The following is a 26,165-nucleotide window of genomic DNA, read 5'->3' as shown; positions in this document are numbered from 1 at the left end:
CAAACACGCGTCGGTTATTTCAATTCAATTCAAAACACGGTGCGGGCTGGCTTGCCGAGCAGTAGCCCTTGTCTAGCAAGAGGTTCAGCCCGGTGAGCCGCCGATACCGCTGACGACGAAGAAAACTTAAAACAAACTTATCAAGGGCTGCAATCATTTTTTAATAATATTTAAAAAGCTGTTTTTTTAGCATGTAAGTTGCCATATAAAACGACGTGAATACGTTTTACAGGCGCGCAGACAACCCTCCCGACTGATTGAGTCAGAATTATTAATAATGAGCGAATGCCTCGCCCAGCGTTGCCGATGTGCTGAATAATCAGGGTTCTGGATTTTTTAATGGGCGAAGTTGGAAATGACTTCCAATGTCTGTTTGCCCCGTTCAACAACTCCTTATCCATTGAGTTCAGATGAACAGAGAACCGTTCCGATCCTGCGCGAGCGGTTCAGCAGTAGCCAGGGAACATCCTCCGGTTGGTGTCCTCAGCGCCACGGCCGAGTTTGCCTCATTCCAGCGTTGTGCCATCCGGCAGATCAGCAAAAGAGCAATAAAAACGCCAGGCCGAGGTTGGGCCTGGCAATGCGTTGACGAGGTGTGAAAAGCAGGGGGGAGAAACAAGCGGCCAACCGGCTGGACAGACCGCTTCGATGATTCAGGCGGGGGTTTTCTTCACTGCGCGGGTCGACTTGGCCTTGGTGGCCTTTTTGCTGTTCAGGTATTGAGTGACAGCCTGAACACCACGGTTGAGGTGGTACTGCAGCGCTTCGACACAGGGTTCGATTGCTTTCTGCTCGGCGAGCCGCAAAAGCTGCCAATGGTCATCCTGAGACAGCTTGCCCAGGCCCATGTCGGAAAGATTGAAACGCAGGAAGCGTTCTTCTTCGTTCAGGCCCTCTTCAACCAGACGCATAAGACGCTTGTTATGGGTCTTGGCATACAGCGAAAGGTGGAACATCCGATTGAGTCTGCCGATCTGGCCGAAATCCGTCTCGACTTCAAGCTGCTCGATATAGCCCTTGGCCGCCGCCAGATCATCGGCGTCCAGCAATGGGATGGACAGGCGCAACGCCTCGGATTCCAGCAGGATGCGCAAGGCGTAGGCATCCACCGCGTCTTCGGTGATCAACGGCGCGACCACGGCGCCCTTGTGTGTTTCGACACGCAGCAGCGACTGCGCCTCGAGCTGGCGCAGTGCTTCGCGCACGGGCATGCGGCTGACGCCAAACAGCGTCGCCAGTTCCTGTTGGCGCAATGCCGTACCACTTGGAAGGCTGCCATCGATGATGGCGTTTCGCAGCTTTTCTTCAATTACGGTTCTGGCAAGGTGCGCCGGAGGCTGCTCATTGCCCAGTACGGAGCCCAGAAAGGCTTCTCTATCTGATTTGCGCATTGGCCTACTTCTTCATCAACCCTGGCTGGACAACGTCCAATTAATCGCTTTGTTGCCGACAGACTAGCCAAGACTTGGCAGTACGTCGCGAAAATACAAACATCATTATGTTTAGCGGCGAGCGCCGGATCGCGCATTAGCCCGGCGAGCTCGACAAATACGCGCCTATCTTAGCGCTCATCGGTCCTACGTACCGAGCGTGCATTCACAGGTAACAGGAGTTTCACGTGTTGTTTTTATGACATCGCGCTCTGAAACGACCGTTCCAGAGCGCAACAGGGATGTGCTCGCGGCATAAGGCCGCAGGCGTGATCATCTCAGCGCGTCAGGCGGCCAGAGACAAAGTGCTGAACGTCATTGAAACCGGGCGTCGACGCGTGTCCGGGTGTTACCAGCGAATCGATGAACGCTTCGTCTTCAGTGGTGATATCAACCGCCAGCGCCTTGATATACCCGTCCCACTGCTGCTCGGTCCTTGGTCCGACGATGGCTGACGTCACGGCCTGGTTGTTGAGTACCCAGGCAATGGCAAACTCGACAATGCCGACCCCCTTGTCCTGCACGTACGCCTGAATTCGCTGCGCGATACGCAACGACTCCATGCGCCATTCGGTTTCCAGCAGCCGCTTGTCCTGACGTCCGGCGCGGCTCTCGCTGTCGGGGGCGATGTCCGGAGCATATTTGCCGCTGAGCACGCCGCGCGCGAGTGGGCTGTAGGGCACAACGCCCAGGCCATAGTGTGCGGCTGCAGTGATCTGCTCGACCTCGGCCTGGCGATTGACGATGTTGTAAAGCGGCTGGCTGATGATCGGCTTGTCCACGCCCAGGCGTTGCGCGACGTTGACGATTTCGGCAATTCGCCAGCCGCGGAAGTTCGACACGCCCCAGTAGCGGATCTTGCCCTGCCGGATCAGATCGCCAATCGCTGACACCGTCACTTCCAGCGGCGTGTCGTGATCTTCCTTGTGCAGGTAATAGATATCCATATAGTCGGTATCCAGCCGCCGCAGGCTGTTCTCGATGGCGTTGAAGATGTGCTTGCGATTCAGCCCGGCCCGGTTGGGCACGCCGTCGGCCGGGCCGATTGCGACCTTGGTGGCCAGCACCCACTCGCTGCGCTGTGCCGCGATGCCCCGACCGACGATTTCTTCCGAGCGCCCGGCGTTGTAGACATCCGCCGTGTCGATGAAATTGATGCCCTGATCCCTGGCCTTGTCGATGATACGCAGCGACTCTTCGGCACCGGTCTGCTCACCGAACATCATCGAGCCGAGTGTCAGTGTGGAAACCTTGAGGCCGGACTGGCCAAGGGTTCGATAATTCATGCTCAGCATCTCCATGTCATTCAGGCGAGCTCAGGCAGCCCCCACGCCTTGAGCGGGAAGTCGGCCAGCGAGCCCAGCAGCAGGTCCGCATGCTCGTACTGCTCGACCGGCATGTGCGAGTCCGGCACGGCCACGGCGTACATCCCGGCAGCCTTGGCTGCGGTCACACCGAACGGCGAGTCTTCAAAGACCAGACAATCGGCGGGCGAGACGCCAAGACGGCGGGCGGCGACCAGAAAGATGTCCGGGGCCGGCTTGGCAGCGCCGACTTCCGGGTCGTCGGCGGTGACGACGGTGTCGAACAGCTCGAACCATGCGCGGTGCAGGGTGGTCTTGGCCTCGAAGTAATGCACCGACGAACTGGTGCCCACGGCGATCGGAATATTATGCGCAGCCAGATGACGGACCAGCGCTTCGGCACCGGGCATGGCTGCGGCGCGCGGGAAACGCTCCTCAAGCATCGGCTCTCTGACTTCGAGAAACTCGTCGATCGACATTGGCAGCTCCAGCGCCTTGATCACGTAGTCCGAGAAGTCCCGGGCACCGCGGCCAATGGTGTGCTGCTTGACGGACCAGTCGAAGGTGCGACCGTGGCGGCTGGCAATCAAGTGGGTGACTTCGGTGTAAACCCCCTCGGTGTCCAGCAACAAGCCATCCATGTCGAAAATGACGGCCTTGATCGGGCCTCGTTGTTTTTGCTGCTCGCTCATGTGATCACGTCCTGTTCCCAAATTCGTTTCAGCCTAACGTTTCCGGGAAGGCTGTGGCTAGGGTCTGTTTCAAAACCTTTCAGCGGGATTGGCGTGCGCAACAAAAGGCATAAGGCCATGTCCAACGCGCTTACAGAACGGCTACGCGCCCACAGAAATGGCCATGAAGACTGGGCTGTCGGGATCTGCCGATGATAGTCTCTCGCGGCTCTCAATCGGCGCTGCCGGTCCCGGTACGACTTTCCCATCATCAGAACGGATATCTTCACGTCACTATGAATAAATCAGCAGGTATAGCGATTGGCGTCATCGTCGTAGCGGGCGCACTGGCCACGGCCGGTGCCTGGTACACCGGCAATCAACTGGAAGGCGCGCTGAACGACTCGATCGGCAAGGCCAATCAGGAACTGGCGAAGTCGTTCAAAGGCACGGACACCAGCGTCAAACTGGAAATGCTCTCGCTCGACAAGCACTTCTTCAGCAGCACGGCGCACTATCGCGTCGACATCCAGAACCTGTCCGATAGCACCCAGGGCGGCCAGTTTCTGTTTGTCGACCATATCGAGCATGGCCCCATTCCGCTGTCGCATCTGAAGACCCTGAACCTGCTGCCGGTCATGGCCCTGAGCAATTTCCAGATGGAAAAAAGCCCCAGCGCCGAGAAATGGTTCGCCATGAGCAAGGACGTTCCACCGCTCAAGGGCCAGGCCAGCATCGGCTATGACCGCGCCACCAAAGGCACGCTGCAAATGGCCCCGCTGGAAATGACCGACGTCGACGGCACGTTCCGTTTTTCAGGCCTGGACCTGAACGCCGAGTCGTCTGCCGATGCGGAAAAATTCAGCCTTGCGGGCAACATGGACAATTTGCAACTCAATGTCGCATCGCCTGACGGTCCGGTCAGCATCGAAATCAAAGGCATGACCTTCGACACCGGTGGCACCAAAGGCAAGTCCGGTTTCTACCTGGGCCACACCAACATGAAAATCCAGAACGCAGGTTTCCAGGTGGTGGGCAAGCCACAGGTGCAGATTAGGGATTTCACCAATACCAACCTGGCGCAGGAAGATGCCGGTAACCTGGCAGCCCAGATCAACTACGATGCCGGCATGATTGCCTACGCGGGCAAGGACGTCGGTTCTGCGCACATGGGCTTCAAGATCGCCAACTTCGATGTGTTGGCGACTCAGGCGCTGTATCAGTTGTATCAGGATAAAATCCTGCCTCAACAGCAAGAGGCCGCGCTGGAGAAGCGTCCGTTCCGCCTGGAACTGAGCCCGGCTGATCAGGAGCTGATGAATACCCAGATGAAAACGCTGCTGGCGGCCAAACCGCACATCGAGCTGGAAAAACTCTCGCTCAAGACCAGCAACGGCGAAAGCCACATGCGTATCGCGGTGGACCTGGCCGATCCAGGCCCGCTCGATCAGCCTTCCGATGCGCTGCTCATGAAGAGCCTGGGCGAAGTCAACGCCAAGGTCGTCCTGTCCAAGCCGATGATTCGCGATCTCGCGACCCAGCAAGCCATTCGTGAAGGCGAGACCGACCTCAAGATCATCGCCGATCAGGCCAAGGCCGCTGGCGACATGGCCAGCGCCATGGCCGAGATGATGCAACTGGCCAAGGTCGACGGCGACAACATTGTCTCCGACCTGCATTACGCCAATCAGATGGTCGACTTCAATGGCCAGAAAATGACCGTGCAGCAGTTCATGAGCAACGTCATGGGCAAGGTCGGCGTGCTGGGCAACCAGTAAGCCGCCTGTAACACGGTCTGCTGTCAGGACGGGCAATGTGCTGTCCTGACAACAGACGCTGCTACTGAGTCAGCCCACGCAGGGTATCCGCCAGTTGCCGGGTACGCTGCGAGGTGCCCGCCGTCATGTCGCTGGAGCCTTCGAGCTCCGATAGCAGCCCCGTCAGCGTTCCCACCTCCAGGGACTGCTCCTCGATGTGCTGCGCCACCTTGCGAATTTCCTCGGCCAGACGCTCGATATCGGTGCCGATGTCGTTGGCGTTCTGCGACGTCTTCTGCGCAAGCTGGCGCACTTCATCGGCCACCACTGCAAAGCCACGTCCCATTTCACCCGCCCGTGCAGCCTCGATGGCGGCGTTCAGCGCCAGCAGATTGGTCTGCCCGGCGATCTGCTGGATCATCTGCACCACCGACTGAATGCGCAGGCTGGACTTGGCCAGCTCCCGCGAACCCAGCACCACCTCGTCAGCCTGACTGACCAGACTTTTGACCGTGCTACCCGCTTTGTCGATAACCGTTTCCTGCTGGGTAATGGTCTGCGACAGCTCATCCATCGAAACATGCAGCTCGCCAGAGTAGTGGCGCAACTGAGCGGCGATTTCTTCCTGATCCTGGTGGGCCTTGACCAGCACATCGCCCAGATCGCTCAGACCACCGAACACCGGGCGGATCTGCTCGTCCAGACCGCTCGGGTCAATGGTTTGCACGAAGTTACGCTGCTTGAACTGATCGATCTGCTTGACCACCACATGGCTCAGACCGGCCAGTTTCTTGATCTGCCGGCGCAGAAAGAACGCCTTGAACTCGCCGTAATAGGCGATGAAGTTATCAATGTAGTCGTCGCGGAACGGCTGGCCTTCCGGCGTCCTGAAGAAGAACACAGCGGTTAGCGTCTGGTTGAGGTTCAACCCCAGAATCTCGCCAAAGGTCGAGAAGCCCACTACCGGCGTTGCACCGAACACATCGTTCATCCGGCCCAGTTCACTGCCGTTGTTCAGGCGCCGCAGGATGCAGTCGCTCAACAGGCCGAGCAGCGGCTTTCCGGACTTGCCCTGCAGAAAGCGCGCGAAGTCCTTGCGCGTGGTATCGATCATGGATGTTCGTTTGACCATCACCAGCTCTTCGCCGGGCGCCACGTCGCAGAACAGATGCACCCGCTCGCTTTCATAATCGATGCGCGCAATCGAGCGCACGAACAGTTCTTCGCCCACCCGGATGGCGAACGAGTACTGCGCCAGCTTGCCTTCCAGCTCATTCCGCTCGCACTTCAGCGCGTCACACAGCGCCGCAACCATCGTGGTGATCTCGCCTCTGGCGTTGACCACCTGGCTGATGTAACGCTCCTCCAGGGATGCCGTCAGGACACTCAGGCTCAGTGGCGTCGGCTCGAAATTCTGGCTCTTGAAGACGCCGAAGCGCACGTTTTTCGCGCTCTTGAGAAACACCACCTGAGCATGATTTTCGTAGCTGCGTTTGCCGTCGTGGATCAAGGTCTTCTTGAAGTCGCCTTTGCCGCCCGCAGAACCGCCCACGAACAGGCACGGAAAGCGCCCCGACTCATACAGCGCTTCCATGAAGAACGACTCCGACGCCGACAACCCGTCGAACGTGACGTAAGCCAGCGTATCGCGGTGGTCGATGGGGGTGCTGATCTGCGTACGCTTGATCGAGTCTGTCAGGCGCGCAATGCGCTCACGCATCGACAGGCGTTTGCCCGCGCCGCGAATGTCTTCGCTGTGCAGCGGAATGTGCACCACCTCCGCACTCTTGATGACGCTTGAGTCGAACAGCGCGAGGACGATCCGGTCCCACTGGTTATCCGCCGCGCAGTACAGCGAATCATTGCCCGAGCACAGTTCGCCTGACGTAGTGCACAGGCTGATCTTCGCGTTGGGAAAGCGCGCAGCGACAGACTTGGCCACCTGATCGAAGTCGACGTGCGGCGAAACGAAACCAGTCAGATAGACCGGATCGAAGCTCAACGCAGATAGCTTGGCGTTCAATTCGCGGGCGGACGTAATGACACTGATGACGCCCTCGGTCCGCGAAGTGCCGGCCCGAAAACGAGATAAAAGGCTCATGGTTAAACCCGTAAAGATAAAAAAGCAGAGGCCACGCGGAATATGGACCGATCCTTATTGATCGGCTGCCAACAGGTTCGGGTGAGCTTGAAGGGCGATGAATTTTGCCTATGCGTGCCGCTCAGGACAGGTGCAGCATCAACGCTCTGATGAGGGCAAGCGTCTGGTGATGCACCGAATCATTGTGATCGTTGTGGCAATAGGGGCCTTCCCGGCACTTTCCGGACTCACCCTGAACAGCGCCAAGCATCCAGAGTGAATTGAGCGGCAGGCAAGGACGGCCGTATTAAGCCTGATGAGTTATCGCTAAACTCGCCATCTCACGAGGACGACTCAAGGACCTGGTATGCCGCTCTCTTCTGACACCCTGCGCCGCACGCTGGTGATCTGGCTGTATGCCGTCGCAATTGCGCATGTGCTGGGCAGTCTGGTGTTCACCTGGGCAGGTTTTTCCGGCTTGCTCGATGGCTACCTGACCAGCCTCGAGCAGGCGTTCTGGACCGAGGCGGTTCCCGCCGCTGCGCGCGCGCAGCAGGTCTGGTGGATGGCGCTGTTCGGCGCAACCTTGCAAACGTATTCCGTGTACATGCTGGCGCTGGTGCATTTGGGCAATCGTCTGAAAAGCGCCATGCCCTGGGGTTGGCTGATTGCCGGCCTGCTGCTTTGGGCGCCTCAGGACATCCTTATTTCTGTGCGTGGAGGCGTCTGGTCGCATGTGTGGCTCGATCTGGCAGCACTGTTTGCGTTGTTGCCGCCGCTGATCTGGCTATATCGCCATGATCGCCGTACTTCGGCTGGCCACGGGTCGAAGGAGCCTCGCCATGTCTGACTTGCCGCGGCTGTATCTGCTGGCGGGTAACGGCAGCAGTGCCGAATGGTGGGACGACGCGCTGCCGCATTTTAAGCAGCATCAGGTCGTGCCGCTGGAGCTGCCAGGCTTCGGCAATAATCCTCAGCCACCCTGCGAAGACCTCGGCGCCTACGCCGATGCGCTGTTGGCGGCGACGGTGAAGGGCAGCGCCATCGTCGCTGTGGGCGTCAACGCGTTGCTGGTCATGCATGCCTTGCAACGCCAGCCGGGGCACTTCTGCAGAAGCGTGCTGCTGGCGCCGGTGGGGGCTTTTCTGTGGCAGCGGCGCTTGCCTGCGCTGATGTCGCCGCTGCCCATTCGCAAGACCATTCACTGGCTGCTGGCCAACAAGCCCACGCTGTTTGCGCACAAGTTTTCCAGACAGACCTGGCCTGCCGCGCACTACCAGCGCATGGGCTGCGGTTACGCCCGCTGCCGTGCTTTCGTGCCGTATTGGGACCTGTTGCGTGCCGACACTGCGCTGCCGCTGCTGGAGTGGGTGCAGGATCCGATCGAGCTGGTCTGGGGCGATCAGGACGAGGTCTTGGGCATCGAGCAGGCGGCAGCGTGGTCTGCCATTCTGGCGCGTGCCGACCTGACCATCAGCCTGAAACCGGGATGGGGTCACTACCCGTGGATTGATGCGCCTGCCGAGTTTGCGCAGTGGCTGGAGTCGGGCGAGCGCGGTTTTGTTGCGCACACCAAAGGTGGCCGTCTGCGTCTGGCGGCCATCGCCGGGCAGCCGGTGCCCGATGCACTGTCTCTGGTGCAGGGCGCCGACTCGGCCTTGCCGGCGTTTCTGGCCAGTCAGCCTGACGCTATCTGGGCCGTGCGCTCGTCCAGCTTCGGCGAGGATCAGGCCGATGCGGCCAATGCCGGTCTGAGCAGCACTTTTCTTCGTGAGCCCAGCCACAACGTACCCGCGCGCGTCGCAGAGCTGCACAACGCTGGCGTCGAAGAGGTTGTGGTGCAGCGCTTCATCACGCCGGTGCTTTCCGGGATCGCCTTCGTGCGTCACCTGTCGGTCGAGCTGGAGTGGGTGGAAGGGCATCTGGAGTCGCTGGCCGACGGTCAGGCAAGCCCTGAGCGAGCGATCATTTCCCGCCTCGGCGCGGCCTGGAGCAGCGGCGGCTTCAAGCCATCCCACGGTTTGACTGAGGAGGTGCTCTGGGACTTCCTGCAGGGCGTTCTGCGCGTATTTCACTACGTGCCGGGCGACGTCGAGTGGGCCTGGGATGGCCGCCAGCTTTGGCTGTTGCAGTACCGCCCGATCAGTGACTACGGCTGGCGCCGCCACCTGACCGCCGCCAATATTGCGGAGATCCTGCCGCCACAGCCCAGCAGGCTGGTCGAGTACGCACAGCGGCGTGCCGCAGGCAGCATCCCGGCGATCATGGCGCGTTGGGACTCGCGCATATTGCAGGACAACGAGCCATTTACCGCACTGTTTGGCGCAGCCTCCTACATCAACAACGACCTGTTTCTGGCACGTCTGGCTGACTGGGGCATCGCCTCCAGCAGCTACGCCGATGAGGTTGGCGGCGCGACCCCGCACCTGCCTTGGCGACCGCTGCGTCTATTGCGCTCGTTACCGGTGTTTCTGCGAATGCAGCGTGTCGCGCGTGGCCACTTGTTGACCCTGGAAAAGCAACTGCACCGCTTCGACCGAGAGCTGCATGCCCTGACGGCCCAAGGTGCTGACGGCCAGCAATTGGCTGACTGGTTCACCCGTTTCTACGTGTTCGTCGTGCAGGGCAACCTGTGCATTGCCACCTCGCTGGCCAGCAGCGGCGGAGACCTGTTGGGACGTCCGCCTACCGCCTACGATGACCTGGAGCACTGCCCGCACCGGCTGCCCTGGGAAACCGACCCTGCGACGCCGCGCCCGGCAGCCATCGACTTGCCTTTACAGGCCTTCCCGACCTGGCCGGGGTTCATTCGTATAGCCCACCACGCAGGCCTGCCGGGCATGCGCGGCTACTACCTGCAAGTGCGCGAGTGGTATCGCGACAACCTGATGCGCCTGTTCTTCCGCCTGCATCACGCCATGCCCAGCGCCGACCGGGAACACTGGTTTACGCCCCATCCGGACATTCGCAGCCGTGCAGGCAGCTTCTGGCAGGACGGCCGCGAAGGCACCGAGCAGGCCACCGGTTTCATGATCTATCCGGGCCAGGTCCAGGGCGTTCTGGGTGACGACATCCTGCTGGAAGACACCCTCGACCCCGGACGCCACGCGCACTACCAGAACGCCCGCGCGGTGATTGCGCGCATGGGCGGACGTCTCTCACACGGCTCGACGTTGCTGCGTGAACTGCGCAAACCCTCGGCCGTGCTGCCGCATGTTGATCTGGCGTGGGTGGGGCGCGAAGTGCTGTATGTGGACGGGGAGTTGAGGCTGGTTGAAGCGCAGGCATAAAGCCCGAGGGGCGTTTATCCACAGCCAACCCGCACGCTCATTGAGCGGTGCGGGTGCTCAGCTGGCTACATCTGCAGGTCAGAGACGCATGCCTTTGAACGGGTTCCAGCCTTGCTCGCCTTTTACTTCCTTGAGGTAGTAGGAGTAGTTGGCCGTCAGGGCGTACATCAGAGAAAACACGACGTTCAAGCCGGTGCCCAATGCTGCCGGAACCTCCATTCCAAGGATCCCGAAAAGCAGAGCTATAACGATGTTGACCGCGATAATGACGCCGATCAGCGCCAGATTTTTCTTCCACAGACCCAGCACGAAGAAGTAAATCGGACCGAAGAAAAACGCGATGATGTTGGTGCAGACAAGCAACTTCTTCTTGAAGTCAGGCAGCGCGTTCACTGCCGGCTTGAAGCGTGGATCGTTCGGCGCACCATATGTCTCGAAAAAATCGAAGCGTTCCTGCCACTTGGCACTGTATTGGCCAGTGATTTTAGTCTGATCTGTCGTGCTCATGGTTCTACTCCTTGTGTTCCGTGGGGTGACGTTTTCTTCCGGGAAATCCTGTGTCTCTGATGTTGCTGCTTTTGTAATCAGCGAGCGATTGTATGAAGTTTCGAGGTGGCGTACTACGCAATTGCGCCCCGAGCTCTTCATGCCGCCTCGACAAGGTATAGCCAAACGCTTACACGCGGTGGAGGGATTTGGCCATTTCCGACCTGGCCCTTACTCCGTAGTATTGGATCCATCAAGTGGTGAACAGGAGTTCACCAGGATCAAGGATGATCGACCATCGCCTAGGAGGCAGCCGACAGGGAGTCGGGATGGTCTTGGGAAAACCCGCTTCGGCGGGTTTTTTGTTGGGCGCGATAAAGTCCTCGTTGAGTCCGGGCTATTTGCGTAGCGCCTTTCTCTTGCGCAGGCTTTCACGATGCACCTCGAGATCCTTGCGCCGCCGCATCTCCTGACGGATCTCCTTGCGTTCGGATCGAATAATCCTCCATTGCATGCGCAACTCCCGGCCGCGCTCGCTGTTGAGCGATAAAAGGCCCAGCAACGGGAAAAGCAGCCCCAGCACGTAAAGCATCAATTCAAAACGCCGCCAGTGCGCAGGGGCAGTGGGCAACACGGCAAAAAAGCAGCTCACCAGAATGGCCGCCAATATCCACATTCCGCAGGCATGCCCACGACTCATCATGATGCCGCCGAAACTCAAGACCAGTGATACGCCCATCATGAGCATCATTGACTGGCCCGTTCTCTCCGGCTCATTTGGAAAGTACGCATCGACCATCGTGCCTGCGGTAATGGCGAGAGAAAATATGCCCATGAAGATCGGAGTCAGAAAGGACAGCAGATAACGCGAGCGGAAAGCGGCAATGTGACTCCGGTAAATCACCATGGGCTCCGGTGAGGCGCGCTTGCTGCGAGATTGTTTACCCATTTTTCTTCCTTGGTTGGGTGTGGCGGTTAGTTGTCTTCTTCGCTGATGGTCTGCTACCTGACTTCATTTGCTGAATGATATTACCCATTTCAAAAACCTACCCAGCCACCAGCGACTGCGTGCTTCACGAAGCTGTTCGATGTACTCGAACGTGTAAGACCGATTGTGCTTTTTTTCCAGCGCCAGGATTTTTTTCAGTATTCGGATGGCGTCCCTGTTCCAGTAAAGAAGGTAAAGATTGCTCAGTGCTATCCAGATACTGACCATAATGATCAGTTCTATATGCCACACGATCATTGCAGCGATTCCGGCCACAATGACGCCTCCGCTCAGTAAGTTTCCGTTTCTCGTGCTGACATAACCGTGCACCATATATACCTTGTTATCCCTGGTCCCAAAAGACAGCTGACTTGATCTTGATTTTGTGAAGTAAATAAATAAAAATGAAACGAACATCAGTAAGGCCGGAATCATCGCCCACGATAAAGCATCTGTCGTTGAAGCGCCGTATTCAGATTTGGCTATAAGATAAATAACGCTTGTATTCATGAGTAGAAATGAAGAGAAAAGGCCTGCGAAAGAATGAGCTGCGATTGCAGTGAAGCTTTCGCTCAGGTAAATCAAATATATTGCCCGCATGAGTAGGGTAAAGAGGCCGAAGCATACCAGCCAGAAAAAATCAGATTTAAACGTCGACATTATGCTGAATAAGGCGATCAGTAAGAAAGACCCGTAAAGTCCCTTTTTTATTGCGTTGGGTTGTGGTTCGATCATGTTGTTAACTCAAGTTTTCAAAGCGATAATATAGCAAATTTTATGGTTTGGTCTGAAAGACCATATTTTAATATTTAAGTATATGACTAGTCGTCCCACTATTTTAGATGGTTACCTATGATCTGTGCCCTAGTCAAAGCGGCCGGTGCTGAGGTTCAGACGGTTGCCGATGTTTTAATACGGATGGTTAGGTGCTGGTCTATGCGAAGAGGCAGTGAGGTCAAATTGCTGAGTTAATCGTCCTCGCAGCCTGCGCTCCATGAGTCACGGTCTTTCACATAATCGCCCACAGGTCTTAGGCGAAGTCTGTCTTCTCAGCGGTGACGCCGAGTTTTCTGCCGGTGTCCGTCGGCTTGCGCTCGATTGACAGCAGTCGGTCGCCGTCGTCGTAGGCGTAGTCCTGACGCGCGTCGTCGTTGAGTTTGGCCAGCAAACGACCAATCGGGTCGCGCTCCAGATGGGTGCTGCGCCGTGGCTGTTCGCCTTTCTCGCCGTAGCCGATTTTCTCGACCTGTGTCAGATGTCCGCCAAGGTTGTAGCTGAAACGGCGGGTCAGGTTGTCGATGCGTTTTTCTTCGATCAGGCGGTCTGCGTCGTCGTAGGCAAAGCGGTAGGTCGCATCGTTTTCGTTGGTCAGGGCGACGAGGCGAATGGACTTGTCGTATTCGTAAGTGATGGTCTGGCCTTTGGCATCCTGTCGCCATTTGGGCAGGCCACGGCCGTTGCGCAACAGCTGGGTGGTCTGGCCTTTGCCATCGGTGTGGGTCAGGACCTGGCCCAGTTCGTTGTAGGTAAAGGTCTCGCTGGTGCCATCCGGGTGGTTGATGCGCAGCACTTCGCCGTCGGGCTTGCGTTCCAGCGTGGTGGTGTTGTTCAGGGCATCGGTGACGGCCACCAGGTGGTGGCGCTCGTCATAGCGGTAATAAGTGCTTTTGCCCGAACAGTCCTGAAAGCGCTGCACTTGCGCCAGGTTGTTCCACCACAGGTACTTGGATTTGAGCGTCGGGTCGACGATGGTGTGCGGCAGGCCGTCCTCACCGTTGAGGTATTCGGTCTTGTGGCCCAGCGCATCGATCTCGGCCACGAGGTTGCCTTTAGCATCGTAGTTGGCCTTCCAGGTGCTGCCATCCGGGTAATCGACCTGAGTGATCAGCGTCGTCAGGTGGTGGTACTGGTAGCGAATGCTGCGGCCCAGCGGATCGGTCTCCTTGAGCAACCGGGCGAACTCGTCGTATTCGAACGCCAACTGGTTGCCATCGGGCAGGGTCAGCCCGGTCATGTTGCCGGTGTCGTCGATCTCGATGACGTAGTGATCGCCACTGTAGTCGCGGCTCGAGGTGACGCGATGGTCCTTGTTGTAATGAATTTCAAGCTCACGGCCCAGTACGTCGGTAACCCAGGTGGTGCGGGCCTCGCGGTCGTAGCGGAAGAAAAAGTGCTCGCCGTCGCTGGTCCAGTGCTCGACCACGCGAGGCTGGTCATCAATGGTTTCCCAGCGGTAGTAACAGTTCAGGCCCAAGGCGTTGCTGTGGCGGGTCATCACGCCGTCGGTATAGGAAAAGCTGCGAATAGAATAATGATTTCGGTGATGCAATAGGGTGGGAAGGAGGCTGAAGTAATATCAGCAGCCTCTCTTTCGACTTGATTTTTAAAGAGCTTTAATTTATATCTAAAAACTGCACTTTAAGAAGTTAATCTACTAACTAAAAGCTCTACTTTGATTTCTTCAAAATAAAAATCAGTTGGATCTTTTAGTATTTTTCAGTTTATAGCTCGCGAACTATTCGTAAACCCCGGCATCTTGTGCTTTTCCAATGAAAATATCAGCAAGACTACCCTGAATCTCTTTGCCGTCGCAAAGAAGCAAAAAGTCTCCATCTAAATCATCGGGAAAATGTACGCCATCCAAAGTTCCTAAAATCACAGATGCACTATCAAACATCACCACTTTAAAAAAATTTATTACATGAGATTTTTCAGTTTCATCCAGCAATGCTAGAGCGTTTCTAGCTCTAGCAAAGGAGTCTTTGCCATCATCGATAGGCTGGTTTAAAATCTCCTTATAACGGTTGAAATTCTCCTCGAACAGCTCATCATATATAGCACGCACAAAATTTTCATCTAAAGACATAAGGACTCCGGCTAACGCATTTCTGGATACATAGATTTATTGAGTTGAATAAGTTCTTGTAGCTTTGTATTAGGCACTTCTGGGTAAACTCGTCTGAGTTCTTTAATGTCACGCGCCAAAACATCTCTTGCGCTCGTGAATGGTAGCCTTGTTGTAGGGTTTATTTTGCTGCGAGAGACTACTCCAAGTTTACCTTTTAAACTAGTGTGTCCGACTTTCGGCACCAGCATTGCTGGCCCAGTTGCAGGATCATAACCTTCGACCAAATCCTTCATCAAGTCTCTCTGACCCACATGATGAGAATCCAAGCCGAGTTTTTTGTTTTTCACAGCCCTTTTATTTGCTTTATGTGAACTGACTGTCCATTTATCACACGCTAGCCCTAGAGCATCAATCCAAGATTGCGTGTTTGGAGCATATTGGTAAAGATTCTCCCCACCCAACAACCCAATCGGATCCTGCGTAATAAACCGCCCAATCTCCGGGTCATAATACCTAAACGTGTTGTAATGCAGCCCCGTCTCTACATCAAAATACTGCCCCTGAAACCGCAGGTTCTGTTCAACCTCGTTCACCACCAGCTTTTCAACCGCACCCCACGCCCGGTACTTGGCCTGCCAGACGATCTGCCCCTCGGCGTCCGTCATTTCCAGCGGTGTGCCGATCTGGTCGGTGTGGAAGTAGTAGACCTTGTTCTCTACCTCGCCCTCTTTCTCATCCACACGGGCCAGCGGCGCATAGCTGCCGGGCTCGTAGAGGTACAGGCTGCTCTGTCCCGGACTTTCCTCACGCAGCATGCGCAGGCCTTGCCAGAGGAAGCGTTTGTGGTAGGTGTGGCCTTTGATCTCGGACTGTTTGGCGACTCTTCGGCCCAGACTGTCGTACTGATAGCTGCTGGTACTTTCAACCTGCGTGTCGGCCATGGTCTCGGTTTTGACCAGACGGTTTTCGCAGTCGTAGGTGAAGGTCTGCCAGCGTACGATGCCGACCGTTTTCTCTATCAGGTTGCCCCAGGCGTCGTATTTGTATTCGTGGTTCGCCCACTGTTTGAGGCGGTTGTCTTTGACGTGATCGAAGCGGCTGGTGTTGAAGTTGAGGCGGTTGGCGGCGGCGTCGTAGCGGAATTCTTCGCCGTCGACCACTCGACCGGTGTTGCGCGCCAGCAACTGGCCGTTGGCTTCGTATTCGTACTGGGTTTCGCCGCGCAGCTTGTCGAGGGTGCGGCTCAACTCGCCAGCCGGGTCGTATTCGTAGCGGCGGTGAATCGGGTTGTAGGCGTGTTCGACGTAACGCTCCGGCTTTATGAGCGGGTTCTGGATCTGCGAGAGCTTTTCCGCGGGCAGGGTGGTTGCATACTGCCAGGCCTTGCGACCCATGCTGTCATAGCCGAAGCAACTGGTCAGCTTGCCTTGGGTGCGGTAGATCTCGCGATGCAGGTCGTCGCGTTCCATGTCGCTGATCAGTTGGCCGTCGAGGTTGAGCTGATGCAGGTGACCGCTGCCGTAATACAGGTGGTTCAGATGCTGACCGGTAGGCAGGGTCAGGGTGGTCAGGTTGCTGAGCGGATCGTACTCGTAGGCCAGCGCGCCCTGAGGCGTGGTTTCTTTGACGAGGCGGCCGAGCAGGTCGTAGGCGAAGTCGATCTTTTCAGCGGTGATGCCCAGTTTTCTGCCGGTGTCCGTCGGCTTGCGCTCGATTGACAGCAGTCGGTCGCCGTCGTCGTAGGCGTAGTCCTGACGCGCATCGTCGTTGAGTTTGGCCAGCAGCCGACCAATCGGGTCGCGCTCCAGATGAGTGCTGCGCCGTGGCTGTTCGCCTTTCTCGCCGTAGCCGATTTCCTCGACCTGTGTCAGGTGCCCGCCGAGGTTGTAGCTGAAACGGCGGGTCAGGTTGTCGATGCGCTTTTCTTCGATCAGACGGTCTGCATTGTCGTACACGAAGTTGTAAGTGGCGTTGTTTTCGTTGACCAGTGCCGTTAGGCGAATGGCCTTGTCGTACTGGTAGGCAACGGCTTTGCCCTTGGCGTCCTCGCGTCGGGTTGGCAGGCCGCGGGCGTTGCGGGACAACCGCGTTATCTGGCCTTTGCCGTCGGTGTGCGAAAGCACCTGGCCGAGCGCGTTATAGGTGAAGGACTCAACGCTGCCATCGGGATGGTTGATGCGCAGCACTTCGCCGTCGGGTTTGCGTTCCAGCGTGGTGGTGTTGTTCAGGGCATCGGTGACGGCGATCAGATGACCGCGATCGTCATAGCGGTAATAAGTGTCTTTGCCTGAACAGTCCTGAAAGTGCTCAACCTGAGCGAGGCTGTTCCACCACAAGTATTTGGATTTGTAGGTCGCATCAATGATGGTGTGTGGCAGGCCATCTTCACTGTTGAGGTATTCGGTCTTGTTCCCCAGTGCGTCGGTTTCGACCAGAAGATTGCCTCTGGAATCGTAACGGGCCTTCCACGTGCTGCCATCAGGGAAAGTCGTCTGGGTCACCAGCGTGGTCGCCAGATGATGCTTGTAGGTGATCTTGCGCCCTAGCGGGTCGGTTTCTTCGATCAGTCGCGAGAGGTGGTCGTACTTGAAGGCCAACGTGTTGTCATCGGGCAATACCAGCCCCGTCATATTGCCGCTTTCGTCTATCTCGATGGTGTAGCGTTCTCCGCCGTAATCACGGCCGGAGGTGACGCGCCGGTCTTCGTTGTAATGAATTTCCAGTTCACGCCCGAGCACATCGACGGCCCACGACGTACGCTGTTTAAAGTCATAACGGTAATCGAAATGTTCACCATCGCTGGTCCAGTGCTCGACCACACGAGGCTGGTCATCAATGGTTTCCCAGCGGTAGTAACAGTTCAGGCCCAAGGCGTTGCTGTGGCGGGTCATCACGCCGTCGGTATAGGAAAAGCTGCGAGTGGAATCACCATTACGGTTGTAGACGTCACAGAGCTGGCCGTTGTCGTCGTAGTGGTAACGAACTAGGGTTTCAACAGCTTCCTTATTGACGATCCGCTTCACCGACGTCAGCCGTCCCAGCGGGTGCTCGTACTGCAAATGCACATGTACGTTGCCGGGTGCGCTGATGTCGGTGAGAGTGCCTTCATCGGTACGGCTGAAATGCAGGTAATGGCCGAGCGCGTTTTCAATACGCTGCAGTGGAACGGGTTTGTTGTTATTCGGTACTTCGCCGAAGTAGAAGAATATGTTGTCTTGGGTCTGCAGCATGTAATGGCCGCCTTGCGTGCGGACCAGATGCATCTGCTCGTAAGGGTTGTAAATGCTTTCGCCGGGCTCGACGTTGACGAAGGGTACGCTGCGCCCCTGATTGTCGATGAGGTAAACGAAGCTGCCATTTCGGCGCAGATTCTGCTCCCACGGCAGAACCCAGCCCTTGCCCAGAACGCTGTCGACGTTGAGGTCGCTGGCGTAAAAGCGCGACCACTCGATAGGCATCAGTCCTGGCAGCGCAAAGTCTGTTTCGCCCTCTTCAAGCAGTAATTTGCGTCCGCTGGTGAGGTCAACGGGGTTGCCGCTTAAGCCGCCTATTACCCCGCTTATTGCAGGCCCCGCAACAAAACGTCCAAATAAATAGGACGCACCCACCGTGGCCGCGAATTTCAGGGCGCAAGGTGCGACAGCTTTCAGGCCGCCACTGAGTCCCTTGGCTAACATGGGCAGTCCACCGCGCCCCATCGAGGCAATGATGATCGCGATATCAATACCGACACGAAGCGATTCAGATATCTCTTCGTTTACTTTCAGATAGCGCTTTGTCCCGCCGCCAATAAAGACGTTATTGGAGCCTGTAGCAATTTTTGAGTCACAGGTCAGCTTGTCGCCCTTGCGGGCGGCCGGGTAGCCATTGATGAAAACGCTTGCAGAGCCATCTGCAATCTGCACCGGTGCGGGGTGATTTTCGCACTTGGCGATACTTTGTGTAGTAAGAGCAGCATTGCGGCCATTGATAAAAACGTTGGGCGAACACCCTGTTTGCGTAATGTCTCCTGCAGGAGAACTTCGTGCTGCTCCCCAGCTTTCACCCACTGCAGGGGCTGCACCTGCGCCGACTGACAAGACAACACCCAGAAGAACAGCCCCCAGCCCGGCGGTGCAGACAATCAGAGCCGCGCCAGCAACGGCCATCGCGATGCCGATGACAGCTCCCGCCAGAAGCCCGACTAGTGCGCTATTGTGCTCAATTCCATCGTGCAAACGCGCTGCTTCGAACATGGTTTTATTCCTGTTCGGTGTTCATGGGCTCAGCGTTATCCGGGTGTGGCTGAAAACTGGCCAGTAATTGCAACCACTCCTCGTCCTGCGTTGAGCTAAAGTCAGTCTGACTGGTTGCCGAAAATACCAGAATACGCCCCGGTACGACTTCAAAGGCCGCTTGGCGCTGGTAAATCGGTCTGCCCTCATGCATGTAGTAGGCATCTACTTGCATGCCGGGAAGGGTGTGCCCAGTAGACAACAGGGCAGACTTCTTACCGAGCAGGGTATAGCCCCGAAGCTTATTGGCGATGAGTTTTATCTGCCGGCTTATGTAGGTGCTCATGTCTTCTGCGGGCAGCATGTCATCACGTGAAATCGTGATATTGAGGGGGGCTGGAATGCTATCGCCGAGGGTGAACATGTTTACCGTCCGGTCCTTGAACCCATCTGGCAATGCGATTGATCCTTCGTGAAGCTGATAGTCCATTGTGAATGTCCTGAGCGCGAAAATAAAAAATCAGTGAGCGACAATTGCTTCGAGCACTGCGTCGAAATCGATCAGCCAGTCTGCCAGCGCAGCGGTGTCAGGATCAATCATCGTGGAGATGCAAAGCCATTGCTTATCTCCATTTTCGGCAGTGGTGATCGCGTTGATAGCTCTGCCGTGAGTAAGCCCTTGCCTGGAGGTGAGTACGTAGTCGAGAGCCACAGCCGCATTGCCCGCCAGCAAGCAATCTCGCTGCCGAACAGTATCTATATCAGGGTGTCTCTCACGCAGGTTTGCCAAATAGAGGCTCGTATAGCGGTTCAGCGTAAGATCATCCCGCACTGGTCGACGCGTGATGGTGAGCGTGATGGGGTGACCATCCTTTTCAAGGGTGATGCTGATTTCCTGAAAGTTAACCTGCTGCGGCATGACCAGTTTCAGACCGGCAACCGTAATCTCGTTGCGTGTCAATTCGAGCGGTAAAACCGGCACTGGCTCAGGCTCGGGAACGATCGGCGGAGCACTTGCTGCGTGTAATTCTTTTTCACGCGCCAAAGCCTCATCGGCTAGACGCTTTTCCGAAATACGGTCATAAAGGCTGGTTCTGACCATCTCAGGATTTCTCGATATTGATATCGACACGGTCGCCTTCAATAAAGGTTTTATTACCAAGAACCTTTATCTCTTCGCCACTGATCTCAATGCTTTTAGGCTTAAGAGTAATGCTACTTGAGCCTACCGTGAGTGTGATTTCTGTCATGGCTGAGATGTCGATTGATTGCTTGTCAACAGTAATCGTCAACGAGCCCTTTTCAACTTTAATTAATGTATCGTTCTGGATAATTTCCGTGTTGGTACCGCCAACCTCTACCTTGCGGTTATTCCCGACCTGATGAGTTTCATCCAGCTCGATCTCGGTGTCCATGTTGCGCTCGGCATGCATGATCACCTGTTCGGCACCGGCCTTGTCTTCAAAGCGGAAGAAGTTGGCTGTACCGCCATCCCCCTTGGCCGAACGCGTCAGGAAACCGCTCTGGGTCTTGTTGGCAGGCAGCGACCACGGCGGGGTGTTCTGGCTGTTGTACAGACTGCCCATGACGAGCGGACGGTCAGGGTTGCCATCAAGGAAAACGACCACCACCTCGTCACCGACGCGCGGGATCTGGATGCTACCAAAACCGCCACTTGCGCCGGATTGAGCGACGCGGACCCAGCAGGAGCTTTTGTCGTCAAACTTGCCGTAGCGGTCCCAGTGGAACTGCACTTTTACCCGGCCCATTTCGTCGGTGTAAATTTCTTCGCCGGGCGGGCCGACAACGATGGCGGTTTGGGGGCCACTTATCAACGCGCGAGGCGAACTTAGCGGAGGCTTGAAGGGTATTTTGCGCCGAATACAAATAAACTGGTTTTGATAAAAGGCTTCTCCCGATTCGGAGTAATTATTGCGGCCCGAATGTTTTACGCTCAATAACAGAAATTGCCGGTCCTCAGTAGACCCGTTGTCATGATCATAGTGCTGAGTAAGCTCAAAGTAATAGCCTGGCTGCATCGCACGGCAGTTACTCCTACCCTGAAATGTCTTGCCTAAAACCTCCATCGCCTCAAGTCGATTGCGAGCGATTTGTTGACCGTGTTGCGGGTCGGAATAACCATATAGACCCTCGTATTCAAACACTTCGTATTGACCAATGTCTCCTTGTTTGGCTAAAGTTTCAAGCTGTATTTGATTGGAAAAGCGCGGCTGCTTGTAGTCAAAAGACTTTAATGATAGGCGCGTGGAGTGAAGGGCTCTTTGAGAAGACCATTCGGTAACGGAATCGGACTCCTCAGTTACAGACGCGGTATGAAAACGAATCGAAGGTTGGCTAGGTAACGTCGGCAGATTGAGGCTATCGTCGAAAATGACCAACGTGTGTCCATCTTGACGATGCTCAAAATTGAAGAATAGCCCTTCTTGTTGAAGGAGCCGCAGTACAAAATTAAGATCCGACTCTTGGTACTGTGTGCAATAGCTAATTGGCTTCAATGTTCTGTTTAGTCGAAATTCATAATCAGCCAGAGAGAGATAGTAGGCAAACACTTCTCTGATTATATCTTCAACGGTTTTATCTTGAAAAATACGCGAGTCTCTTCGGCGACTAAGTATCCACAACCAAGGTACGACGGTGGCTGCGTAATTAGCGATTCCACCATTAGCTCCTATATGGTTGAAACTTGAGCAATGTCCACTTATTACCCTTTTGCTACCATCAGCCAAAGTGATTTCTATTGAGACTTTCTTGCCAATTAACTTTTTGAGCTCGATCTTTGCATCGCTGGATAGCAATTGGAGTTCGTATTCGAACAGGACGGACAGCCCTTCTTCACCGCTGAAGCTTTCTAGAACAAGCTCCTGCTCTGGAGGCAGAGGGGAGTCGAATGTGATGAGTCTATTGTTCTGAGCTGTAAACTGCCCAATCAGATCCGAAATCACTAGCTGCCTCCTGCAAATCTTCACGAAATTAGGGATGGAACCTGCTCGAAGGCCATTTGTCAAGCTGCTCCGGTTCGTCGTTGATGGCTTTATGCTCATTTGATTTTATTTTTCTTAAGGTGCACCCTCAGCGTAAGATGCTGCCAGCGCGCCGCGCGGACGCGAAAAGCCATAGAGACAGGGAGTACGCCATGAGCTTGAGTGACACCCAGCTCGATCAGCTAGGTCACGACGTAGATCAAAATCAGCGTGAGATGGTCGTGCTAAGCATGGAGCACGCTAACATGCTGGTGATGGAGCGTAATCCGTCCTATGGCCTCGGCACACAGCAGCCGCAGATTTGCCCTCGAACTCAGCCAAGTATGTTTGACGGTCTAAAAGGAGGAGCTCAGTCTATATACAATGCAACCTTTCATTCCTGGGTCAATACGACTTGGGTAGTACCTTCTGCTTTGGGTGCATACGACGCTTATAACATAACCCGTTTACTTCGTAATATCGGTGGGTTTGGGACCAAGGTGCGAATCTCGGTCAAAAATGGAAAACAATACGTCATAATTACTGGTTATCCAGGCCTTAGAAGGGAGCTCAAGGGAACTCGCTATGGGATACGCAGCGCTCAGCTCATCGAGTTCGGCGTAGGCCGGTATGCCTTACAAAAAGATGCACTCAAGGGCTTTAGAATATCCTGTTATGCAGCTGTCGGTATTGAAGTAGTAGAATGGTTTTTTAACGATGAGGCTGTACTATCTGATTTGTTTGCTGGCATCGGTGTCGAGCTCATAAAAGCGGGTATAGCTACCGCAATCGGATATGCCGCTGGAATGGCGGCCGGAGCCTTCTTCGCAGCGGCTGCACTACCAGCGGTAGCGATAGCCATAGTCGTATTAGTTGTTGGGGTCGGTCTAAATGAGCTGGACAATCGATATAATATAAAAAATAGCGTTAAGTCTGGGATGCGTTATGCAGTAGATAACGTAGCTAAGTTACATGAAAAATTCACAAGGATAAGCGCGAAAGATTTGCAGGCGTATACAGAAGAATTAGCGACCGGTATTGTACAAAAAATAATGGATGCGGCAGTCGATGAGACCAAGTCTTGGATTCTAAAAAAGATCCAGCCTAGCGAATTACCGCTTCCCAATTGGCCCAATGCTCCTGAGTTGCCTAACTTTTCAAATTTCAAATTTCCAAAGTTTTAGGTTTTTTATGAATGATGACTCAGGTAATGGGGTGAGTTCTATGTCACCTGCACTGTTCAGATTTGGAGCGGCGGTATTCGTTTTCTTCATGACATTGGTCGGTGTTTTTTCAGTTTACTGGATTTGGGAACATGTACTTCCTTTGTATGGGCGTATATATAGAAATGCACCTGTCGTAGAAACTCCTTACCTTGCGTTCTGCCTACTCATGGTTCCGCCCGCCGTGCTGCTAATTATAATTGGAGGCTCTATAGCCGTATGGACAGGGAAGAAATTTGATCCTCCAAATAATTCTTTTTTGGCGGCTTTCCAAAGTTTGATGCTCAAGATTTCTGTCAAGACAATAATCTATGTTGTGCCCTCCATAGCTGTATTGACTACTATTGTGTTGCTTGCTAGAGACTATACGCCGTGTCCAAAATTGCTTATTTCTGGTTCGGCATGGCAATTATTTTGGGTGAACGATGAGCGAGTTTGTTTTAAGCCGACGCGTTACATTAACGATGGCTGGCCCTGCAAGATGGTGGGCGACCAAGAATATTGTATGCAGGTAGACGGGAAGTGAACTTTAAATTGCAGCGGCCTTACATTTATTTTTCTTTGACAGCTAATGCTTTGATTTTTGGGCATAGTCTATTAAGTGGTGACGTCCATAATGATTTTATCTTTATAGTTAATTATTCGTAAGAATGGCAGAAAATGAAGCTTGTTGTAGGCGCTTTTTGCACAAATTGATAGGCTTTATCTATGAGGTTGAATGATTAAGGCTCTAAAGCAGTCATATGAAATTTAACGACACTTTTTTCAATCGCGACCTCATGCTCTCCTTGGGTACCGAGGAAGCCTCCGGCCGTTTTTATTTATCGTTCCCGGTGAGCAATGGCTTGATCGATTACGAGGAGTATTACAAGATCGACAAAGCCAGCTTTGATCTTTTCCACACAGATCTCATTGCTGCAGATGCTTTCGCCACGACATGCCGCAGGAGAGAGCGGGATGATCTTTTGATCCAGAAGCCAGAAGCCAGAAGCCAGAAGCCAGGCGCAAAGCGGGGAGCAGCTATTTGGCCGTTAACAAGCGGTATAGACTCGGGCATCAGGTAGCAGCTTCCATACTGCTCTGCACCTTGAAAGATTATCCTGGAAGGACCCATGATCGACTTGAGAAGCCCCAACGACATTCTCGACCACTATGTTGAGCGCTACGATCACCTGCTGCCCGCACCTTCCGCGCAGCTAATTCAACGCATGGATTACATGCTGAAGCCTGATGCACCCAGGCTGCCGAGGGGCAAGCCCGATTGGATAGCATCACGGACGTGTACCCTCAGCGAAGAACAGGCGCTGGACCGTGCGAAGGGTGTTTGCTCGGTTTGGCCATTGGCGACGCAGTGGGCACAACACTGGAGTTTGCCTCGTGATCGCAGTCACGTCCATGACATGGTGGGTGGCGGTCCTTTCAAGCTCAATCCCGGTGAGTGGACCGATGACACCAGCATGGCTCTCTGCCTTGCGGACACCTACCTTGCTAAAGGTGATTTCGATTTTTCTGATTACGCCGATAGGCTATGTCGTTGGTATAAGCAGGGCGAGAACAGTCATAACGGCAAGTGCTTCGATATCGGAAACGCTACTCGTGCTGCTCTGGAAGGACACTTGGCAAGCAAAGATGGCTGGTATGGCAACGACGATCCATCTACTGCCGGTAATGGGTCGATAATAAGATTGGCACCCACTGCGATATTTCGCAGGCACTCGCTATTCGCTACGTGGCGGCAAAGCGCCGCACAAAGCAGATGCACACATAGAGCAATGGAGGCTATAAGTTGCTGCGAGCTGCTTGGCGCACAGCTGCATCTCGCCCTTAACGGCGCAGACAAAGAAGAAACCCTTTCTCCGATGATTCGGCCATTACGACCGCGAGCTTTGATCATCAACGCAGGCGAATACAAAGAAAAAACCCGCGACCAGATCCGCTCTTCAGGCTATGTCATCGACACACTCGAAGCAGCCCTGTGGGCCGTATGGAATACCGACAACTTCAAAGATGCTATTTTGCTGGCCGCCAACCTGGCGGATGATGCCGACAGCGTAGCCGCTACCGCCGGACAAATCGCAGGCGCGCTTTATGGGGTGTCAGGCATGCCGGAGGAATGGGTCAAGAACGTCGCATGGTCCGAGCATATTCAGGGGCTGGCCCAACAGTTGTTCGAGCGTGCGCCGCTGCACGACCCTTTGGACGAGTCTATCGGCGATTGATAGGGAAGCGCGCGTACTCTCTCTGAGGGTCAGCCCGCGATCCCTGATTTTTATCGCGTCTCAAGGAATCCGACCCACATGCCCAAACCGTGCTCGCAACAGCTCTACAACAAAGCTTGGCTATTCGCATCCCATGCCCACGTAGGCCAAAAAATGACAGGCTCGGACCTTCCTTACGCCACCCACGTGGCGATGGTCGCCAACGAGTTGATCTTTGCCCATCGCGAAGAATCCGTGGGCGTGCTTGAAGTCGCCTTGCCCACAGCGTTGCTGCACGACGTGCTGGAGGATACGCCGGTGACTCAGGATGAGTTGGCTGAAGCGTTCGGTGTGGAGGTCGCTTCAGCCGTGGCGTGCCTGAGCAAGAACCTGATTGTGCCTTTTTCCGAAGCGCTTTATTTCGCCGGGATCGCCAGTCATTCCAAAGAAGCTGCGTCGGTCAAGTTGTGTGATCGCATCACCAATCTCCAGTCAGCGCCGGCCACCTGGAAGAAGGCAAAGCGAGCGTCTTATCTGGTGGAGTCGGCGCAGATCCTGGCTGCCTTGGGGCATGCGAATGGGTATCTGCGGCAGCGGCTCATCGATACGATGGCGCGTTATCAGGCGCTTTATGTTGATGGCTTTGAAGGCTGAGTAATGAGCGGGCTTTCCATTTTGATAAATAGGGCTATGTA

20 protein-coding genes and 3 pseudogenes are annotated in these 26,165 nt (G+C 55.1%); 9 read left to right on the top strand and 14 right to left on the bottom strand.

All coding sequences use genetic code 11. The features are described from left to right. Window positions 1-653: 653 nt before the first annotated feature. The 3 genes from BLR20_RS24360 to BLR20_RS24350 form a co-directional block, all read right to left on the bottom strand. Entirely contained in the window at window positions 654-1,391 is a 738-nt protein-coding gene (locus tag BLR20_RS24360) for a GntR family transcriptional regulator (protein WP_010439087.1), read from the bottom strand. A 317-nt stretch (window positions 1,392-1,708) separates the two neighbouring features. Next, window positions 1,709-2,716, bottom strand: a complete 1,008-nt coding sequence (locus BLR20_RS24355) for an aldo/keto reductase (protein ID WP_010439090.1) — start codon at window positions 2,714-2,716, stop codon at window positions 1,709-1,711. Between the two features lie 20 nt (window positions 2,717-2,736). Next, on the bottom strand, window positions 2,737-3,426 hold the full coding sequence (locus tag BLR20_RS24350) for an HAD-IA family hydrolase (RefSeq protein ID WP_003407919.1): 690 nt from the start codon (window positions 3,424-3,426) through the stop codon (window positions 2,737-2,739). Between the two features lie 275 nt (window positions 3,427-3,701). Here BLR20_RS24350 and BLR20_RS24345 point away from each other — a divergent pair, with 275 nt between their 5' ends. Next, window positions 3,702-5,183, top strand: a complete 1,482-nt coding sequence (locus tag BLR20_RS24345; RefSeq protein WP_054993210.1) for a YdgA family protein — start codon at window positions 3,702-3,704, stop codon at window positions 5,181-5,183. A 61-nt stretch (window positions 5,184-5,244) separates the two neighbouring features. On the opposite strand, the pseudogene BLR20_RS28575 reads toward BLR20_RS24345, so the two are convergent. Both BLR20_RS28575 and BLR20_RS28570 read right to left on the bottom strand, forming a co-directional pair. Continuing rightward, window positions 5,245-5,601: pseudogene (locus BLR20_RS28575) on the bottom strand (methyl-accepting chemotaxis protein); the annotation flags it as partial. A gap of 555 nt (window positions 5,602-6,156) precedes the next feature. Next, window positions 6,157-7,263, bottom strand: a pseudogene (locus tag BLR20_RS28570) (FIST signal transduction protein); the annotation flags it as partial. A gap of 97 nt (window positions 7,264-7,360) precedes the next feature. Between BLR20_RS28570 and BLR20_RS27900 the strand changes: the two are divergent. The 3 genes from BLR20_RS27900 to BLR20_RS24330 all read left to right on the top strand — a co-directional run bounded on the left by BLR20_RS27900 (window position 7,361) and on the right by BLR20_RS24330 (window position 10,532). Then, the gene (locus tag BLR20_RS27900) at window positions 7,361-7,522 is read left to right on the top strand and encodes a hypothetical protein (protein WP_162235656.1); all 162 of its coding nucleotides are present in this window, start codon (window positions 7,361-7,363) and stop codon (window positions 7,520-7,522) included. A gap of 87 nt (window positions 7,523-7,609) precedes the next feature. Further along, the gene (locus tag BLR20_RS24335) at window positions 7,610-8,092 is read left to right on the top strand and encodes a hypothetical protein (RefSeq protein WP_054993208.1); all 483 of its coding nucleotides are present in this window, start codon (window positions 7,610-7,612) and stop codon (window positions 8,090-8,092) included. Continuing rightward, window positions 8,085-10,532: a PEP-utilizing enzyme gene (locus BLR20_RS24330; protein WP_054993207.1), complete on the top strand. Its 2,448-nt coding sequence runs from the start codon at window positions 8,085-8,087 to the stop codon at window positions 10,530-10,532. Before BLR20_RS24335 ends, BLR20_RS24330 begins: the two co-directional genes overlap by 8 nt. A gap of 78 nt (window positions 10,533-10,610) precedes the next feature. Here the strand turns inward: BLR20_RS24330 and BLR20_RS24325 are convergent, their stop codons facing one another. From BLR20_RS24325 to BLR20_RS24285, 9 genes and pseudogenes are all read right to left on the bottom strand, one after another. Then, the gene (locus BLR20_RS24325; protein WP_054993206.1) at window positions 10,611-11,039 is read right to left on the bottom strand and encodes a DUF2628 domain-containing protein; all 429 of its coding nucleotides are present in this window, start codon (window positions 11,037-11,039) and stop codon (window positions 10,611-10,613) included. Between the two features lie 376 nt (window positions 11,040-11,415). Further along, the gene (locus BLR20_RS24320) at window positions 11,416-11,967 is read right to left on the bottom strand and encodes a hypothetical protein (RefSeq protein ID WP_054993205.1); all 552 of its coding nucleotides are present in this window, start codon (window positions 11,965-11,967) and stop codon (window positions 11,416-11,418) included. Between the two features lie 63 nt (window positions 11,968-12,030). After that, a complete protein-coding gene (locus BLR20_RS24315; RefSeq protein ID WP_054993204.1) occupies window positions 12,031-12,741 on the bottom strand; it encodes a hypothetical protein in 711 nt (236 codons plus the stop codon). 236 nt (window positions 12,742-12,977) lie between these two features. Next, a pseudogene (locus tag BLR20_RS24310) lies at window positions 12,978-14,329 on the bottom strand (type IV secretion protein Rhs); the annotation flags it as partial. A gap of 192 nt (window positions 14,330-14,521) precedes the next feature. Beyond that, entirely contained in the window at window positions 14,522-14,872 is a 351-nt protein-coding gene (locus BLR20_RS24305) for a hypothetical protein (protein WP_054993203.1), read from the bottom strand. 11 nt (window positions 14,873-14,883) lie between these two features. After that, the gene (locus BLR20_RS24300; RefSeq protein ID WP_054993202.1) at window positions 14,884-19,089 is read right to left on the bottom strand and encodes an RHS repeat-associated core domain-containing protein; all 4,206 of its coding nucleotides are present in this window, start codon (window positions 19,087-19,089) and stop codon (window positions 14,884-14,886) included. A 4-nt stretch (window positions 19,090-19,093) separates the two neighbouring features. Further along, the gene (locus BLR20_RS24295; RefSeq protein ID WP_054993201.1) at window positions 19,094-19,558 is read right to left on the bottom strand and encodes a DcrB-related protein; all 465 of its coding nucleotides are present in this window, start codon (window positions 19,556-19,558) and stop codon (window positions 19,094-19,096) included. A gap of 30 nt (window positions 19,559-19,588) precedes the next feature. Continuing rightward, window positions 19,589-20,170: a hypothetical protein gene (locus tag BLR20_RS24290; protein WP_054993200.1), complete on the bottom strand. Its 582-nt coding sequence runs from the start codon at window positions 20,168-20,170 to the stop codon at window positions 19,589-19,591. 1 nt (window position 20,171) lies between these two features. Then, the gene (locus BLR20_RS24285) at window positions 20,172-22,031 is read right to left on the bottom strand and encodes a type VI secretion system Vgr family protein (protein ID WP_054993199.1); all 1,860 of its coding nucleotides are present in this window, start codon (window positions 22,029-22,031) and stop codon (window positions 20,172-20,174) included. A gap of 191 nt (window positions 22,032-22,222) precedes the next feature. Here BLR20_RS24285 and BLR20_RS24280 point away from each other — a divergent pair, with 191 nt between their 5' ends. The 5 genes from BLR20_RS24280 to BLR20_RS24260 all read left to right on the top strand — a co-directional run bounded on the left by BLR20_RS24280 (window position 22,223) and on the right by BLR20_RS24260 (window position 26,124). Further along, window positions 22,223-23,233, top strand: coding sequence for a hypothetical protein (locus BLR20_RS24280; RefSeq protein ID WP_054993215.1), 1,011 nt, complete (start codon window positions 22,223-22,225; stop codon window positions 23,231-23,233). A 40-nt stretch (window positions 23,234-23,273) separates the two neighbouring features. After that, on the top strand, window positions 23,274-23,798 hold the full coding sequence (locus tag BLR20_RS24275) for a hypothetical protein (protein ID WP_054993198.1): 525 nt from the start codon (window positions 23,274-23,276) through the stop codon (window positions 23,796-23,798). Window positions 23,799-24,015: 217 nt separating this feature from the next. Beyond that, window positions 24,016-24,336: a hypothetical protein gene (locus tag BLR20_RS24270; RefSeq protein WP_054993197.1), complete on the top strand. Its 321-nt coding sequence runs from the start codon at window positions 24,016-24,018 to the stop codon at window positions 24,334-24,336. 48 nt (window positions 24,337-24,384) lie between these two features. Continuing rightward, window positions 24,385-25,491 (top strand): ADP-ribosylarginine hydrolase Tri1, encoded by a 1,107-nt coding sequence (gene tri1 / locus BLR20_RS24265; protein WP_328586077.1) that lies wholly within the window; start codon window positions 24,385-24,387, stop codon window positions 25,489-25,491. A 78-nt stretch (window positions 25,492-25,569) separates the two neighbouring features. Next, entirely contained in the window at window positions 25,570-26,124 is a 555-nt protein-coding gene (locus BLR20_RS24260; RefSeq protein ID WP_054993196.1) for an HD domain-containing protein, read from the top strand. Window positions 26,125-26,165: the final 41 nt, after the last annotated feature.

The sequence above is a fragment of the Pseudomonas congelans genome (assembly GCF_900103225.1).
GTDB classification, from domain to species: Bacteria; Pseudomonadota; Gammaproteobacteria; order Pseudomonadales; family Pseudomonadaceae; genus Aquipseudomonas; species Aquipseudomonas congelans.
This window is presented reverse-complemented; position numbering and strand designations above follow the sequence as displayed.

Coding starts and splice junctions, on each gene's coding strand:
- BLR20_RS24330 (WP_054993207.1), top strand. CDS start 8,085: ATGTCTGACTTGCCGCGGCTGTATCTGCTGGCGGGTAACGGCAGCAGT.
- BLR20_RS24320 (WP_054993205.1), bottom strand. CDS start 11,967: ATGGGTAAACAATCTCGCAGCAAGCGCGCCTCACCGGAGCCCATGGTG.
- tri1 (WP_328586077.1), top strand. CDS start 24,385: ATGATCGACTTGAGAAGCCCCAACGACATTCTCGACCACTATGTTGAG.
- BLR20_RS24350 (WP_003407919.1), bottom strand. CDS start 3,426: ATGAGCGAGCAGCAAAAACAACGAGGCCCGATCAAGGCCGTCATTTTC.
- BLR20_RS24360 (WP_010439087.1), bottom strand. CDS start 1,391: ATGCGCAAATCAGATAGAGAAGCCTTTCTGGGCTCCGTACTGGGCAAT.
- BLR20_RS24260 (WP_054993196.1), top strand. CDS start 25,570: ATGCCCAAACCGTGCTCGCAACAGCTCTACAACAAAGCTTGGCTATTC.
- BLR20_RS24275 (WP_054993198.1), top strand. CDS start 23,274: ATGTCACCTGCACTGTTCAGATTTGGAGCGGCGGTATTCGTTTTCTTC.
- BLR20_RS24270 (WP_054993197.1), top strand. CDS start 24,016: ATGAAATTTAACGACACTTTTTTCAATCGCGACCTCATGCTCTCCTTG.
- BLR20_RS24305 (WP_054993203.1), bottom strand. CDS start 14,872: ATGTCTTTAGATGAAAATTTTGTGCGTGCTATATATGATGAGCTGTTC.
- BLR20_RS24325 (WP_054993206.1), bottom strand. CDS start 11,039: ATGAGCACGACAGATCAGACTAAAATCACTGGCCAATACAGTGCCAAG.
- BLR20_RS24355 (WP_010439090.1), bottom strand. CDS start 2,716: ATGAATTATCGAACCCTTGGCCAGTCCGGCCTCAAGGTTTCCACACTG.
- BLR20_RS24345 (WP_054993210.1), top strand. CDS start 3,702: ATGAATAAATCAGCAGGTATAGCGATTGGCGTCATCGTCGTAGCGGGC.
- BLR20_RS24295 (WP_054993201.1), bottom strand. CDS start 19,558: ATGGACTATCAGCTTCACGAAGGATCAATCGCATTGCCAGATGGGTTC.
- BLR20_RS24290 (WP_054993200.1), bottom strand. CDS start 20,170: ATGGTCAGAACCAGCCTTTATGACCGTATTTCGGAAAAGCGTCTAGCC.
- BLR20_RS24280 (WP_054993215.1), top strand. CDS start 22,223: ATGAGCTTGAGTGACACCCAGCTCGATCAGCTAGGTCACGACGTAGAT.
- BLR20_RS24300 (WP_054993202.1), bottom strand. CDS start 19,089: ATGTTCGAAGCAGCGCGTTTGCACGATGGAATTGAGCACAATAGCGCA.
- BLR20_RS24315 (WP_054993204.1), bottom strand. CDS start 12,741: ATGATCGAACCACAACCCAACGCAATAAAAAAGGGACTTTACGGGTCT.
- BLR20_RS24335 (WP_054993208.1), top strand. CDS start 7,610: ATGCCGCTCTCTTCTGACACCCTGCGCCGCACGCTGGTGATCTGGCTG.
- BLR20_RS27900 (WP_162235656.1), top strand. CDS start 7,361: ATGAATTTTGCCTATGCGTGCCGCTCAGGACAGGTGCAGCATCAACGC.